The 13,227-nt window shown below is 72.4% G+C and carries 16 protein-coding genes; 7 read left to right on the forward strand and 9 right to left on the reverse strand.

Annotated features, from left to right (window positions below; translation table 11 throughout):
- Window positions 1–221 precede the first annotated feature (221 nt).
- Window positions 222–419: a hypothetical protein gene (locus tag ACFRQN_RS31785; protein WP_143204680.1), complete on the reverse strand. Its 198-nt coding sequence runs from the start codon at window positions 417–419 to the stop codon at window positions 222–224.
- 165 nt (window positions 420–584) lie between these two features.
- On the opposite strand from ACFRQN_RS31785, the gene ACFRQN_RS31790 reads away from it, so the two are divergent.
- Together ACFRQN_RS31790 and ACFRQN_RS31795 are read left to right on the forward strand one after the other, a co-directional pair.
- The gene (locus tag ACFRQN_RS31790) at window positions 585–1,871 is read left to right on the forward strand and encodes a LuxR C-terminal-related transcriptional regulator (RefSeq protein ID WP_380743769.1); all 1,287 of its coding nucleotides are present in this window, start codon (window positions 585–587) and stop codon (window positions 1,869–1,871) included.
- 137 nt (window positions 1,872–2,008) lie between these two features.
- Window positions 2,009–2,758, forward strand: coding sequence for an SDR family oxidoreductase (locus tag ACFRQN_RS31795; RefSeq protein WP_380743771.1), 750 nt, complete (start codon window positions 2,009–2,011; stop codon window positions 2,756–2,758).
- A gap of 91 nt (window positions 2,759–2,849) precedes the next feature.
- On the opposite strand, the gene ACFRQN_RS31800 is transcribed toward ACFRQN_RS31795, so the two are convergent.
- On the reverse strand, window positions 2,850–3,512 hold the full coding sequence (locus ACFRQN_RS31800) for a hypothetical protein (RefSeq protein WP_380743773.1): 663 nt from the start codon (window positions 3,510–3,512) through the stop codon (window positions 2,850–2,852).
- A 201-nt stretch (window positions 3,513–3,713) separates the two neighbouring features.
- Entirely contained in the window at window positions 3,714–5,195 is a 1,482-nt protein-coding gene (locus tag ACFRQN_RS31805) for an MFS transporter (protein WP_380743799.1), read from the reverse strand.
- Between the two features lie 220 nt (window positions 5,196–5,415).
- Here ACFRQN_RS31805 and ACFRQN_RS31810 point away from each other — a divergent pair, with 220 nt between their 5' ends.
- Complete coding sequence (locus ACFRQN_RS31810) at window positions 5,416–5,871, forward strand: MarR family winged helix-turn-helix transcriptional regulator (RefSeq protein WP_049650286.1); 456 nt, start codon at window positions 5,416–5,418, stop codon at window positions 5,869–5,871.
- 71 nt (window positions 5,872–5,942) lie between these two features.
- The gene (locus ACFRQN_RS31815; RefSeq protein ID WP_380743775.1) at window positions 5,943–6,587 is read left to right on the forward strand and encodes a hypothetical protein; all 645 of its coding nucleotides are present in this window, start codon (window positions 5,943–5,945) and stop codon (window positions 6,585–6,587) included.
- 57 nt (window positions 6,588–6,644) lie between these two features.
- Here the strand turns inward: ACFRQN_RS31815 and ACFRQN_RS31820 are convergent, their stop codons facing one another.
- Genes ACFRQN_RS31820 through ACFRQN_RS31845 form a run of 6 tightly spaced genes read right to left on the reverse strand, consistent with a single transcriptional unit; the run spans window position 6,645 to window position 10,431 of the window.
- A complete protein-coding gene (locus ACFRQN_RS31820) occupies window positions 6,645–7,382 on the reverse strand; it encodes a hypothetical protein (protein WP_380743777.1) in 738 nt (245 codons plus the stop codon).
- Between the two features lie 34 nt (window positions 7,383–7,416).
- The gene (locus ACFRQN_RS31825) at window positions 7,417–8,451 is read right to left on the reverse strand and encodes a 2-dehydropantoate 2-reductase (protein WP_380743779.1); all 1,035 of its coding nucleotides are present in this window, start codon (window positions 8,449–8,451) and stop codon (window positions 7,417–7,419) included.
- Window positions 8,452–8,507: 56 nt separating this feature from the next.
- A complete protein-coding gene (locus ACFRQN_RS31830) occupies window positions 8,508–9,329 on the reverse strand; it encodes a class II aldolase/adducin family protein (protein ID WP_380743781.1) in 822 nt (273 codons plus the stop codon).
- Window positions 9,330–9,372: 43 nt separating this feature from the next.
- Complete coding sequence (locus ACFRQN_RS31835; protein WP_049650290.1) at window positions 9,373–9,759, reverse strand: hypothetical protein; 387 nt, start codon at window positions 9,757–9,759, stop codon at window positions 9,373–9,375.
- A gap of 43 nt (window positions 9,760–9,802) precedes the next feature.
- Window positions 9,803–10,066: a hypothetical protein gene (locus ACFRQN_RS31840; protein WP_074005068.1), complete on the reverse strand. Its 264-nt coding sequence runs from the start codon at window positions 10,064–10,066 to the stop codon at window positions 9,803–9,805.
- Window positions 10,063–10,431: an ATP-binding protein gene (locus ACFRQN_RS31845; protein ID WP_380743783.1), complete on the reverse strand. Its 369-nt coding sequence runs from the start codon at window positions 10,429–10,431 to the stop codon at window positions 10,063–10,065. Before ACFRQN_RS31845 ends, ACFRQN_RS31840 begins: the two co-directional genes overlap by 4 nt.
- 228 nt (window positions 10,432–10,659) lie before the next feature.
- Between ACFRQN_RS31845 and ACFRQN_RS31850 the strand changes: the two genes are divergently transcribed.
- The 3 genes from ACFRQN_RS31850 (at window position 10,660) to ACFRQN_RS31860 (ending at window position 12,802) form a co-directional block, all read left to right on the forward strand.
- Window positions 10,660–11,505, forward strand: coding sequence for a DUF5753 domain-containing protein (locus tag ACFRQN_RS31850; RefSeq protein ID WP_380743785.1), 846 nt, complete (start codon window positions 10,660–10,662; stop codon window positions 11,503–11,505).
- A 3-nt stretch (window positions 11,506–11,508) separates the two neighbouring features.
- Entirely contained in the window at window positions 11,509–11,694 is a 186-nt protein-coding gene (locus ACFRQN_RS31855) for a DUF397 domain-containing protein (RefSeq protein ID WP_380743787.1), read from the forward strand.
- A 343-nt stretch (window positions 11,695–12,037) separates the two neighbouring features.
- Window positions 12,038–12,802: a GNAT family N-acetyltransferase gene (locus ACFRQN_RS31860; RefSeq protein ID WP_380743801.1), complete on the forward strand. Its 765-nt coding sequence runs from the start codon at window positions 12,038–12,040 to the stop codon at window positions 12,800–12,802.
- Window positions 12,803–13,227: the final 425 nt, after the last annotated feature.

Genomic DNA, 13,227 nt, shown 5'->3' on the forward strand with positions numbered 1-13,227 from the left:
GAAGTCGACTCCGCCGACTTCCCGTGCAGGGCGCGCTACGTCACTTCACCAGGCGGATCAGCTCGCGGGCCCTGCGGAGGCCCCGGCGGAGGAGGCGGAGGACGCGGAGCCGGCCCGGCCGGTGGCGGTGGGCGCGGTACGGACGGAACGCTTCAGAGCCATGTGCATGACAGGACTTCCCTTTCGATGAGGAGGGGACGGGAGTCGCCCGCGACGACGCGTCAGCTCAGCGGCTTGCCCGGGCACCAGGCGTCGCCCCAGGCCGTCGTCTGGACGCAGTGGTGGCCGTCGTGCACGCCGCCGGGTTCCGTCAGCGTCGCGCCGTCGAACACGGAGGCGCCGGCCGGGGCCACCCCGCCCAACCAGGCGGCGGCACCCAGCGCGACCACGGCCAGTGTCCGCGTCACGATTCCTCGCATGACGACAACTCCCATCACTTCGGGGACGGTTCCACACGTTCCGGGCGTTTCCGCAGTTCCTGCCGCATCGCCCGGTCCGTGCTCGTCACCCTGCCAGGCGCCGGATGGCCACGGCATCCCCCGCAGGGGATCATGAGCCTGCCTGGCAGCTTTAGGAGGCATGCGATGCACCCCGTGACCGGCCCCGACCCGACCGGCCCCGACCCGACCGCCGACGTGCCCGCGCTCGACAGCGCGGCCGTCACGCTCTACCGGTGGACGGTGGTGCACGAGCGCCTCACCCCGGCCACCCTCGCGCAGGCGGCGTCGGAGACCGACCTGACCCTGCCGGAGTGCGAGGCGGCCGTCCGGCAGCTCACCGGGGCCTGCCTCCTCCAGGAACTGTTCCCCGACGACCGCCGCACGGACGGGAGCCGTACGGACGCGCCCCCGGTCGCCTGGCAGCCCGTCAGCCCCCAGGCTGCGACCGCCCAGCTGCTCTCCGCCCGCGACACCGCCCTGCGCGCCCGGGAGGAGGCCCTGCGCGAGCAGCGGCGGATCGTCCAGCAACAGCGCGACGGCCTCGCGGCACTGGTGCCCGTCTACCTCCAGGCCCGTCAGCACGCCTTCCCCCAGGGCACCATCGACCGCCTGCCGGACAAGTTCGCGGTGCGCTCGCTGCTCGCCGACGTGATCGACTCCTGCCGCAGCGAGGTACTGGTCTCCAAGCACGGCGGTTCGTTCTCCCCGGCCGCCCTGCGCGAGGCGCTGCCGCGCGACCTGGCGCTGCTCGACCGGGGCGTCCGGATGCGCAGCCTCTACCAGCACGCGACCCGCTTCGACCAGCCCACCCGGGTGCACGCCGAGCAGCTCATCGAGGCCGGCGCCGAGATCCGGACGCTGCCGGAGGTGCTGCCGCAGCTGATCATCGTGGACGGCTCGCTGGCCCTGCTGCCCGCCAGCTCCGGCGGCGCCCTCATCATCCGCGAGCCCGACCTGCTCTCCTACCTGCTGACGGTCTTCGAACGGGACTGGGAGAACGCGGCCCCGTTCGCCAGCGGCCCGCAGGCCGCGCACGACGTCACCAAGACGATGAAGCAGAGCATCCTGGTGCTGCTCGCGAAGGGCCTCAAGGACGAGTCCATCGCCCGCCGCCTCGGCATCTCCCTGCGCACCTGCCGCCGCCACGTCTCGGACCTGCTGGACGGCCTCGGCGCGCACAGCCGCTTCCAGGCCGGCGTGGTCGCCGAACGGCTGGGCCTGACCTCGCACCCGGTCCCGGACGCCCCGGCCCCCGACGAGGAGCCCGAACCGGCCCCGGCCTGCCCCGCCTGCGGCGGCCCGCTGACGGCCCCCGCCCCCTCCCCCGACGGCCCGCGCCCCGGCGGCCGCCCGCCCCGCTACTGCTCGCCCCGCTGCCGCTCCCGCGCCTACCGCACCCGGCAGCGGGAACGCGCGGACGGCGTCACGTAACCCCCCGGCGGCGTGACGTAACCCGGGACGCGCCCGCGAACCGGGCCGGTGGAGTCGGGCTGGTGGAGTCGGGCTGGTGGAGTCGGGCCGGTAGCCGCCCGGGCATAGCCCCGGGCGCACCGGTGTCGGGGGCGGGCATGACCAAGGTTCTGGTGATCGGCGCAACCGGCAGTGCGGGCAGGCACGTTGTGGCCTCGCTGGTCGAAGGCGGCCACGAGGTGCGGGCGTTGGTGCGGGCCGAGGCGACGTCCCGGCTTCCGGCGGGCGTCGAGGCCGTCCAGGGCGACCTGACCCGACCCGAGAGCCTGGAGCCCGCGCTGGCCGGCGGGGTGGAGGCGGTCTACCTGATGTGGCCCGGGCTGCCCGTGCGGCCCCGGGTGGTGGAGCTGATCGCCCGGCACGCCCGGCGGGTCGTCTACCTGTCGACGGACGTGGCGGACCTCGCCGACGACGAGCCGGCCGTCGTCTTCCACCAGGAGATCGAGCGGCTGATCCGGCGCTCGGGCCTGGAGTGGACCTTCGTCCGGGCGATCGACTTCGCGGGCAACCTGCCGGCCTGGGCCGACCAGGTGCGGGAGGGCGTGGTCCGCCGGCCGTACGGGCGGGCGCGGCGATCACCGGTGCACGAGCGGGACATCGCGGACGTCGCGGTGCGGGCGCTCACCGAGGACGGGCACGGCGGCGCCGCGTACGTGCTCACCGGCCCGGAGTCGCTCTCGCACGCCGAGCCGGCCGGGATCATCGGCGAGGAGCTGGGCGTCGCGGTGCGGTGGGAGGAGCTGCCGCCGGAGACGGCCCGCGAGGAGCTGACGGCGGCCTGGGGCAACGCCGCGTTCGTGGCGGCCCGGCTGCGCGCCTGGGAGTCACCCGGGAGCCGGAGCGGGTGACCGGCACCGTGCGGGAGGTGCTCGGGCGTCCGCCGCGCGATGTCCGCAGCTGGGTGCGGGACCACGCGGCGGACTTCCGCTAGGGCGGGCGTCAGTACCGGACGGCCTTGACCACCACCGGCAGCAGCGTCCGGTCGGCCGGCTGCCTGCTGAAGGCGACGGGCTCGGCCGTGCCGTTCGCCGGGACGTTCTCGGCGCCGACGACGGCGCTGTCCACGGTCTTGCCGCTGGTGTCGGTGAAGTCGACCTGGACGGCGTAGGAGGCCGCTTCGAGCCCCCGGTTGCGGATCGTGACGACCACGGCGTGCAGGCCGCCGGTGTTCTGCCGGTTGATGCCGGTGATCGCGACGTCGTTCACCGCGTTGCCGCCGTCCGGCTCCCCGCTGAGCACCGAGGCGGCCTTCTCCCTGGTCGTCACCTGCTGCGCCGAGACGGAGGCCTCGAAGGCGGAGGCCGCCGCGGCCTTGGAGGCGACGGACGCCGCGGAGGCCTCCGAGGCCGAGGCGATGGCCGCGGACGCCGAGGCCAGCAGCGACTCGGCGGCGGAGGCGACGGCGGAGGGCGGCTCGCCGGAGAAGGCGCCCGCGTTGGGCGGGGTGGCCGACGCCGAGCCGGCCGCCGTGCCCGAGGAGCTGCTGCTGCAGGCCGCGAGCACGGCGACGCCGGAGGCCGCCACGATCAGCGCGACCGTCCGCTGTGGCGTCCACCTCCGGCCCGGTCGGCGGTGGCTGGGGGGACTGTGGAGTTCACGCACCGAGGGATCCCTCTCCTGGTCGGTGTTCGGCGGCCGAGGGGCCCGTACGTCCCCATGCTTGGCAACATCCCGCTCCACAGCGACAGCTCCTGACCCGTCCGAGTGGCCCGGGCCCGGCGGAACGGCGGACCGGGAAAGACGGACCGCCCCGGGCGCGCGAGCACGGCGCGCCCGGGGCGGGGCTTCGAGGACCGGCGGAGCTCAGGCCTTGGCCTGGTCCGCCTCCTCGGCGCCGGCCCCCGCCGGCACCGGAACGGAGCGCAGCCGGGACGCGGGCGGCGCGGGGATGACGGCGGCGACGGCGGCCGCGATCAGCGCGACGCCGCAGCCGATCACCAGGCCGACCCGGAAGCCGCCCTCCGAGGGCAGGGTGTGGCCGCCCAGGGTGACGGTCATCTGCGACAGCACCACGCCCATCACGGCGGCGGACACCGAGGTGCCCAGCGAGCGCATCAGGGTGTTGAAGCTGTTCGCCGAGGCCGTCGCGGTCAGCGGCACCGCGCTCATGATCAGCGCGGGCATCGCGCCGTAGGCCAGGCCCACGCCGCTGTTGCAGACGATCGTCACGATCAGCACGCCCCAGGTGGAGCCCATCAGGGGCAGCGCCAGCCCGTACCCGACGGCGATCGTCAGCGCCCCGGCGACCAGGGTGAACTTCGGTCCGCGCGCGGCCGACAGCTTGCCGCCGAACGGGGAGACGACCATCATCATCAGCCCGCCGGGCGCCATCCACAGGCCCATCGCCAGCATCGACTGCCCGAGCCCGTAGCCGGTGGCCTCCGGCAGCTGGAGCAGCTGCGGCACGATCAGCGCCTGGGCGTACATGCCGAAGCCGACCAGGACGGAGGCGGCGTTGGTCAGCAGCACCCGGGGGCGCGCGGTGACCCGCAGGTCCACCAGCGGCTCGCTGACGCGCAGCTCCCAGCGGGCCCAGAGCAGCAGGATCGCGGCGGAGGCGGTGAACAGGCCGAGGGTCCGGGTGCTGCCCCAGCCCCAGTCGCCGCCCTTGGAGACGGGCAGCAGCAGGCAGACCAGGCCGACGCTCAGGCCGATCGCGCCGACGTAGTCGAAGCGCCCCCCGGTGGCGGGGCGGCCGTCCGAGGAAGCGGAAGCGGCCGGGGCCGGGATGATGACCCAGAGCAGGCCGATGATGACGACGGCCAGCACGGCGGTGCCCCAGAACAGCACGCGCCAGCTGGCGTAGTCGGCGACGCCGGCCGCGATCGGCAGGCCGAGGCCGCCGCCGATCCCCATGGAGGCGCTGACCAGGGCGATCGCCGAGCCGAGCCGCTCGGGCGGCAGCACGTCGCGCAGCAGGCTGATGCCGATCGGCACCAGGCCCATGCCCATGCCCTGCAGGGCCCGTCCGGCGATCATCGGCACCACGGAGTCGGCCACCGCGCACAGCACCGAGCCGAGCAGCAGTGGGACGCAGGAGGCGATGAGCATCGTCCGCTTGCCGAGGAGGTCGCCGAGGCGGCCGCTGATCGGGACGAAGACGGCGGCGGAGAGCAGGGTCGCGGTGATGACCCAGGAGGCGTTGGACGCGCTGGTGTGCAGGAGTTGCGGGAGCTGGCTGATCAGCGGGGTGACCAGGGTCTGCATGATCGCGGCGACGGTGCCGGTGAAGGCGAGCACCGCCACGATCGGACCGGTGCGGGGGGTGGGGGCGGGGCCGTTGATGACGGGCCTCCTCGGGCGGTCGAAGAGCAGTCGAAGAACGTTCGAAGAGCGTTCGAGAGCGGAAACATGCACAAAACACACGATGTGCATGAAACACAAGACGGTCAGCTTACACAGGATGTGCGCAATGCACATCATGTGTGCCGCGCACGCCTCTGGCATACTGAAGGGTGATCCACGGAGAACCCGCAGGTCGAAGCGGTGATGAAGGGACTTCGACATGACCAGCCCCACGCACGAGGTCGCCCTCGAGTTCCTGGTGTTCGCCCGGCACCGCGACCTCAGCCAGGTCAACGCCCGCCCCGAGGGCAGCCAGCTCGAACGCAGCGCCTACATCCTGCTCAGCCGGGTCGACGCCGAAGGGCCGATGTCCATCGGCCAGCTGAGCGACGCCTTCGCCCTGGACGTCTCCACCCTCAACCGGCAGACGGCGGCCCTGAAGAGCGCGGGACTGCTCGAACGCATCCCGGACCCGGACGGCGGCATCGCCCGCAAGTTCCGCCTCACCGAGGAGGGCCGCCGCCGGCTGGACGCGGAACGCGAGGCGCACGTACGGGCACTGAACCTCGTGATGACGGACTGGCCGGAGGAGGACATCGCCTCCTTCGCCGGCTTCCTGCGCCGCTTCAACACCGGCATCGAGCGGCTCGACGGCCGCCCCTGGCCGCGCGACTGAGCCGACGCGGGCGCCGCACGGGAAGTCGGCCGGGCCGACTTCTCGCGCGGGCGGCCTGGAGAATGCCCGGCATGGGAACGGACATCAACGGATTCATCGAGTGCCGGGCATGGTTCCCGCGCGACGAGGACGGGAAGCCGACCTGGCAGGCCGCCGTCGCCCTCGACCTCCTCAACACCACCAGGAACTACGACGCCTTCGGCTGCCTCTTCGGGGTCCGCAACCACGCCAACTTCCGCCCGCTGGCCGCCGATCGCGGGCTGCCGCCGGACGCCTCGCAGACCGTGCGGGCGGCGGTGGACACGTACGGGACCACCTTCTACGGCACCACCTGGATCACCTGGGCCGAGGTGAGGGCCGTGGACTGGGCCGAGGCGGCGGAGGCACCCGACAGCCGGCTCCACGAGTACCGGCGGACCCCCGACGGGCTCACGCTCGTCGGCAAGAGCGCCTGGAACCGGCGCTTCGGCGAGACCCTCGGCATTCCCGAACCGGTGCCGACACCGGGACCGGGGCCGGAGCCGGGCGAGGTCCGGACCTGGCCCGAGGGCAGCGAGTGGGTGGTCGACGACGTCGTCTACCGCTCCGAGCGGATGGACCGCCGCGACGCCGTCCGCGATGGCGGCGAGTGGAAGCCGGTCTGGACGGTCATGGAGGCCCTCGCCTCGCAGCACGGTGACGACAACGTCCGGCTGGTGGTCTGGTTCGACTACTGAGCGGCGCCCGCCCGCAAGCGCCGCCCGCCGCCCGGCGGTCGCAGCTCGGCAGTCGGCTCAGCCCTCGGCCCGGATCCGGTCGGCGACCGGGAAGTCGGTCCCGCAGTCGGGGCAGGTCGCACCGCCGAACACGTGGGTCAGCGCGTGCGCGACCTCGCGCTGTCCGTCGGCGAGCGCGAGGTCGTGGAGGCGCCGCCCGATGCCGTCCAGGTCCGCGGGGGCGGCCGGCCGCAGGGGCCGGGTCTCGATGTCCCCGTCGTCGAGCGCGTAGTCCTCGCCGGTGGAGAAGTGGCCGCGCTCGCCGAAGACGATGAACAGGCCCGCCCCGCAGCCCGGGCAGGAGACCTCGTACTCCTCGCTCCCGAGCCCCCAGGCCAGGTCCTCGCTCCAGCCCGCGACGCCTTCGAAGCCCAGGACGGCTTCCAGGAGGTGGACGTACTCCCCGCGGTCCGTGGCGGTCCGCAGGTACCGGTTCGCGGCTGCCAGGAGTCCGGCGACCTCCGCAGCGTGCTCCGCGCGGACGTCACCCGCCTCGCGCAGCTGGTCGGCTCCGGCGGTGATCGCGCCCGCCAGCACCACGGCGTTGACCGCCTGGTCCCGGTCCCCGCGCCCGGCCGTGTCCGCCAGCCAGGGCAGTGCCGCGAAGCTGGCCGGGTAGACGCTGCCCTGGTGGCACAGGGCCGACCACAGGTCGTTCCAGAGTTCGGCGCTGGGCTCCGCCGCGATCCGGTCCAGCAGGGCGGGTACGTCCTCGGCGGAGCCGTAGGCGTGGTGGAGGCGCGACCAGTCCGTCATGCGGCGATCCAACCAGGCCGACGGGCGCCACCCGTCAGCGGGCCGGGGGGAGTTGGGCGAGGAGGGCGGGGCCGGTCCAGGCGGGGGTGGCGGCGGGGGCGGCGGCCTCGGCCCGGCGGACGAGGGTGATCAGGCGGGCGTTGGCGGGGGCGGTGAGGCCGTGGCGTTCGGCGAGGGCGACGATCTCGCCCTGGAGCGAGTCGATCTCGGTGGGGCGGCCGCGCTGGAGGTCCTCCCACATCGAGGAGCGGGCGGTGGCGTCGATCCGCAGGCTCGCCCCGGCCAGCCGCTGGAACAGGGCGTCCGGCAGGCCGAGCACCCAGGGCATCAGCCCCGGCGGCACCGGGCCGAGCCGCGCCGGTGCGACCCCGGCGGCCCGGAACGCCGCCAGCGCCTCCCGCTGGCAGCGCGCCACGCACCGCCGGAACGCCCGCTGCCCGACCTGCTCGCGCAGTGGAAGCCCGGAGAGCGCGTTGACGGCGTTGTTGAGGTTCAGCAGCAGCTTGGCCGCCTGGACGGCCGGCATGTCCGGCCGCAGGTCCAGCCGGAGCCCGCTCGCCCGGGCCGCCCCGGCGAGGGCGGCGGCCCCCTCCCCCGCCGCCAGCATCAGCGACCCGCCGCTGCCCTGGTGAACGGCGGCGGGCCCGGTCCGCACCACGTTGTACGGGACCATGCCGGCCAGCACCCGGTGGGCGGGCAGCGCGGCCGCGAGCGCCCGGGTGTTGCGCAGGCCGTTCTGGAAGCTCACCACCACCGTGTCCGGGCCGAGGTGCGGGGCGAGTTCGCGGGCGGCGGTCGCGGTGTCGGCGGACTTCACGGTCACCAGGACGTGGTCGGCGCCGGCCACGGCCGCCGGGTCGGTGGCGACGGTCAGGCCCCGTACCTCGCGGCGGGCCCCGCCCGGGCCGGTGAGGGTCAGCCCGGCCGCGTCGATCGCCGCCATCGCCGCCGGCCGCCCGATCAGGGTGACGTCGGCGGTCGCGGCGAGCATGCCGCCGAGGTGGCAGCCGATGGAGCCGGCGCCGAACACGGCGATCCGGAGCCTGCGTTGGGCGGGGGTGGCGGGCACGGGGGGCTTCTCCGAGGAATGGGCGGACGGGGAGGGGGCGGGGAGGGCGGGGGCCGTCAGTCGAAGAGGTCGGGGTCGGAGACGGTGATCTGGTCCCACAGCGGGCGGGCCTGGAACCAGCCGGCCAGCGGGGTCCCGACCTGGCCCCGGGTGATCAGCGCGGTCTCCCGGTCGATCGGCTTGGGGGTGCCGGCCGCCATCGCGAGCAGCTGCGCCTGGCAGGAGCGCTCCATGGTGACGAACCACCAGACCGCCTCGGCCACGGACTGGCCGACGGTCAGCAGGCCGTGGTTCTGCAGGATGACGGCCTTGTGGCTGCCGAGCGCGGCGGCAACCCTCTTGCCCTCCTCGGTGTCGGTCACGACGCCCCGGTAGTCGCTGTACAGGCCGTGGTCCTCGAAGAAGGCGCAGGCGTCCTGGGTCAGCGGGGCGAGCGGGATGCCGAGGCTGGAGAAGGCCTTGCCGTGGAGCGAGTGCGAGTGGGCGGCGGCGACCGCGTCGAGGCGGGCGGCGTGCACCTGGGAGTGGATGGCGAAGGCGGCCCGGTTCACCGGGCGGGTGCCGTGCAGCAGGGTGCCCTCGTGGTCGACCAGGATCAGGTCGGAGGCCTTGATCTGGCTGAAGCTCATGCCGAACGGGTTCACCCAGAACCGGTCCGGGCGCTCCGGGTCGCGGACGGTGATGTGCCCGGCGACGCCCTCCGAGAAGCCGAACCGCCCGAACAGGCGGAAGCCCGCGGCGAGTTGCTCCTTGCGGTACCGACGCTCCTCCTCCACCGAGTCGAACACCGGCGGCAGCGGCAGGGTGACCCCTTCGGGGGCGGGGCCCACGACGCCGATCGCCGCGTACGGGTCGGCGGGCTTCTGCGGTACGGGCATGGCGGCTCCTCGGGGTGCGGTCGGTCCGGTCAGGGGTGAGGTGTCACGCCGGATTTCCGGCGGACGTACGGAAGCGGTGGAGCAGTTCGCGGGCGGGCGGGCTGTCGGCGTCGAAGGCCTGCATGCCGTGGAGGTCGGACGGCACCCCGGGGCCGGCGAGCCAGACGCCGTGGCAGCTGAAGCAGAAGGAGACCTCGAAGAGGAGCCCGCCGGGGCCGTGCGCCCGGATCCCGTACCCGGGCGCGAAGCACCGGCGCAGTTCGCCCTCCGGCAGCTCGCCCATCAGGTCGAGGGCCTGCCGGAGGTGCTCGGAATCCCAGACGGTGAGGACCTCGCCGGTGACGGAGTCCGAGCCGTAGGCGCTCCTCGGATCCGCGATCCGGACCACTTCGATGAGGACGGTCTGCGAGGCGACGTCGGGGAGCAGCATGCGAACAGGATCACAGAGCGGGACTGTTCCCGGGAAGGTGTCGTCACTCCAGCCGGTGGCGGACGTCGCGGTTGCGCTTGTACTCGCGCATGAGCGCGAGGAGGTTGATCAGAGTGCTGGCCGGAACGTTGCCGATGTCGACCAGGCGGCGGCCGTGGAGGTTGATGTCACCGGGGATGGCGGACGGCCAGAGGAGGCCGAACTCACGTCCCTCGGTGCGGAGTTCCACGATGAGTTCGGTGACCTGGCGCGAGGTGAGGTGGAGCAGGGCCGGGTCGGCGGGGTGGATCGGGTGGTGGGCGCTCACGCGGCACCGTCCTGCCGCAGCTCAAACCAGACGGTTTTGCCGAGGTACTGGGGGTCGACACCCCAGCGGTGGGTGAGGCCGGCGACGAGCTGGAGGCCCCGGCCGGTCTCGGAGAGGAGGGCATGGGGGCCCAGGTTCGGGAGGAGTGGACTGCGGTCGGAGACGGCGACGCGGAGGGTGTCGACGCGGTGGTCGATGAGGATGACCGGGGAGGTCGTCTCGCCGTGGCGCCACGCGTTGACGATGAGTTCGACCATGGCGAGCTCGGCGTCCGCGATGAGGGAGGGCGGCCAGCCGGCGCTGGCCATGCCGTCGCGGAGGGCGTCGCGGGAGAGGGTGAGGGAGGGGGAGTTGATGTTGCGCACAGTGTCTCCCGATGGGGGAAAGGGTGAGACCGGCGGATGCGTCGCCGTGAACGAACCCACTGGACATGGGTGTTCTTCGGTGCCCGAGCGGCGTTACTGACGATCCGTTCGGTGATCGGTGCATCACAGACTGTAGGGCATAGGACGGTACATGTGCGAGCACTTCTCACACATGTACCCCTAAATGCGGCTGGACTCGCTGTAGTGCCCCGGTGGATGCTTGGGCACATGCCACCTACCCCAAGTGCACGCAAGCAGCGGGTTGGCATCGAGCTGAGGAAGATGCGCGATGCCGCCGGTACGACCACCACAGAGGCGGCCACCGTCCTTGGCGTGGATCGCACGAAGATCACACTCATCGAGCAGGCGACCTACTCCGTGTCTCCCGAACGAGTGGTCGCGCTGGCTCAGAAGTACGGCGAAGCCGACTCCGAGTACGTCGAGGCCCTCGCGGCGATTGCGGGCGACAAGACCAAGGGTTGGTGGGAGGAGTATCGCGGATCGGTTCCGCAGGGCTTCCTCGACATCTGCGAGTTCGAGCACCATGCGAAGGGCATGTACTCGTACCAGATCTGCCATCCGCCGGGCCCCATGCAATCGGAGCGCTACAGTCGCGCGATCTTCCAGGACAACCAGGTCCGGTTGACTCCGCGCGTCGTTGAGACGCGTGTCGAGCAACGGATGCTGCGATCCGAGATGTTGATGGCGAAAGGCACCCATCCATACACGGCGATCGTCCACGAGGCGGCTCTTCGCATGCAGTTCGGCGGCCGTGACGTGGCGCGGGAACAGCTGGACTGGATGCTGGAGTTGTCCCAGCTGCCACATGTCACGCTTCGAGTGATCAGCTTCGCGGCTGGAGGCTTCAAGGGACCCGGCCAGGCCATCTACTACGCGAACGGGCTCGTACCCAGGCTCGACACCGTCAGCTATGACTCCATGGAGGGCCCGATCTTCCTCCATCTGGCTGAGCACCTGGAGGAGTACCGCGCAGTCGTTGAACAGATGGCTGACAGGTCTCTCTCGGTTGCCGACTCCCGCGATCTGATCGCGAAGATCAAGAAGGAGATATAGCCGATGGAGAACCGTTCCTGGACCCGGCCCAACGCGTGCTCCAATGCGGGCAACTGCCCAGAGGTAGCAATCACCACCGACGCCGTCTATGTCCGCAGCAGCCTCCTGCCCGACGCCGTCGCCCAACTCACCCCCACCGAATGGCGCGACCTCGTCTCCGCCATCCGCGCGGGCGAGTTCGACGTCTGACGCCTCCCCCGCCGCACCGGCCGGCCCGCTCCACCCTCCGGCCGGTGCCCCGGCGGCTCCGATTCGGCACACGGGCACTGAGCTGCTAATATTTCATTCAGCGCGAGGGACATGAGCCCTCGTCAGGCGTCAGCGGTGCTACCAGAGCACGTCCTACTTTCAGTAGGAAGAGTCCGTGCAACCCGGGCCTGGCGCTCCATCACCGGAAGGGTCCGGCACCACACAGGTGCCGGACCCTTCCGCATTCCCCCCGGCACTTAATCACTCGGCATCCCCTCCCCCGGCTGGCATCGTGACGGGCATGGACCAGACGCAACCAACCGCTCCCGACCTGCCCATCAGCATGGAGCGGAACCTCGCCGAGCACGCCTGCCACCTGCACCGCCGCCTGGAGCACGCGACCGTCACCGAAACCGCCGACCTCGTCGTCGCCGACAGCGGGCTCGACGACGACACCTTCAACATCGTTGCGGCGGCACGCTTCACCGCCGACACCGCTCCCTCCCGGGTCACGGAGACCGTCCGGACGCTCACCGCGACCGGCCGCCCCTTCTCCTGGTGGGTCGGCCCCGCCACCACTCCCCCAGATCTCCCCACCCTCCTCTCCGCCGCCGGCCTCCAGGCCTCCGAGACCGAGACCGGGATGTGCCTGGACCTGCACACCGCCCCACCGGAGCCGTCCGCCGACGACCTGGACATCCGCCTCGCGACAACTCCCGAACAACTCGCCGACTACGCGACGATCGTGGCCGCGAACTGGGACCCACCGGCCGCCACGGTCCGCCGCTTCTACGCCGACGCGGCCGGGTCCGCCCTCTCCCCCGACTGCCCCGCCCGCTACCTCGTCGGCTACGTGGCCGGGCGACCGGTCTGCTCGGCCGAGGTCTTCCTCTTCGCCGGGGTCGCCGGGATCTACAACATCGCGACCCTCGCCTCCGAGCGCCGGCGCGGCTACGGCGGAGCCATCACCCTGGCCACCCTGCGCACGGCCTACGACGCGGGCTACCGCACCGCGGTCCTCCAGGCCTCCTCCGACGGTGAGCCCGTCTACCGCCGCCTCGGATTCCGGCCCTGCGGCGGGTTCACCGAGCACGCGGTCACCCCCTGAGCCTGCCCGCCCGGCCTCGTGGCACCGCGATTCGGCACACCGGCACTGAACTGCTAATATTCCTGATGTCGCGAGGGACATGATTCCTCGTCAGGCGTCAGCGGTACTACCAGAGTACGTCCTACTTTCAGTAGGAAGAGTCCGTGCAACCCGGGCCTGGCGCTCCACAGTCGGAAGGGTCCGGCACCACACAGGTGCCGGACCCTTTCGCGTTCCCCACCCCGGCGACAAGGGCCGCATCCGCCGGCCCGGTCGCCCCCGAACCACGATTCGGCACACCGGCGTTGAGCTGCTAATCTTTCTTCTGTCGCGAGGAACATGATTCCTCGCCAGGCGTCAGCGGTACTACCAGAGTACGTCCTACTTTCAGTAGGAAGAGTCCGTGCAACCCGGGCCTGGCGCTCCACAGTCGGAAGGGTCCGGCA

This window comes from Kitasatospora sp. NPDC056800, assembly GCF_042789775.1.
In the GTDB taxonomy this organism is placed as follows: Bacteria; Actinomycetota; Actinomycetes; order Streptomycetales; family Streptomycetaceae; genus Kitasatospora.

Excerpts from the sequence above, each read along its gene's own strand:
- ACFRQN_RS31815 (WP_380743775.1), top strand. The coding sequence starts at position 5,943 with ATGGGAACGGACATCAACGGATTCATCGAGTGCCGGGCATGGTTCCCG.
- ACFRQN_RS31855 (WP_380743787.1), top strand. The coding sequence starts at position 11,509 with ATGGAGAACCGTTCCTGGACCCGGCCCAACGCGTGCTCCAATGCGGGC.
- ACFRQN_RS31835 (WP_049650290.1), bottom strand. The coding sequence starts at position 9,759 with ATGCTGCTCCCCGACGTCGCCTCGCAGACCGTCCTCATCGAAGTGGTC.
- ACFRQN_RS31860 (WP_380743801.1), top strand. The coding sequence starts at position 12,038 with ATGGAGCGGAACCTCGCCGAGCACGCCTGCCACCTGCACCGCCGCCTG.
- ACFRQN_RS31810 (WP_049650286.1), top strand. The coding sequence starts at position 5,416 with ATGACCAGCCCCACGCACGAGGTCGCCCTCGAGTTCCTGGTGTTCGCC.
- ACFRQN_RS31850 (WP_380743785.1), top strand. The coding sequence starts at position 10,660 with ATGCCACCTACCCCAAGTGCACGCAAGCAGCGGGTTGGCATCGAGCTG.
- ACFRQN_RS31795 (WP_380743771.1), top strand. The coding sequence starts at position 2,009 with ATGACCAAGGTTCTGGTGATCGGCGCAACCGGCAGTGCGGGCAGGCAC.
- ACFRQN_RS31820 (WP_380743777.1), bottom strand. The coding sequence starts at position 7,382 with ATGACGGACTGGTCGCGCCTCCACCACGCCTACGGCTCCGCCGAGGAC.
- ACFRQN_RS31830 (WP_380743781.1), bottom strand. The coding sequence starts at position 9,329 with ATGCCCGTACCGCAGAAGCCCGCCGACCCGTACGCGGCGATCGGCGTC.
- ACFRQN_RS31785 (WP_143204680.1), bottom strand. The coding sequence starts at position 419 with ATGCGAGGAATCGTGACGCGGACACTGGCCGTGGTCGCGCTGGGTGCC.
- ACFRQN_RS31790 (WP_380743769.1), top strand. The coding sequence starts at position 585 with ATGCACCCCGTGACCGGCCCCGACCCGACCGGCCCCGACCCGACCGCC.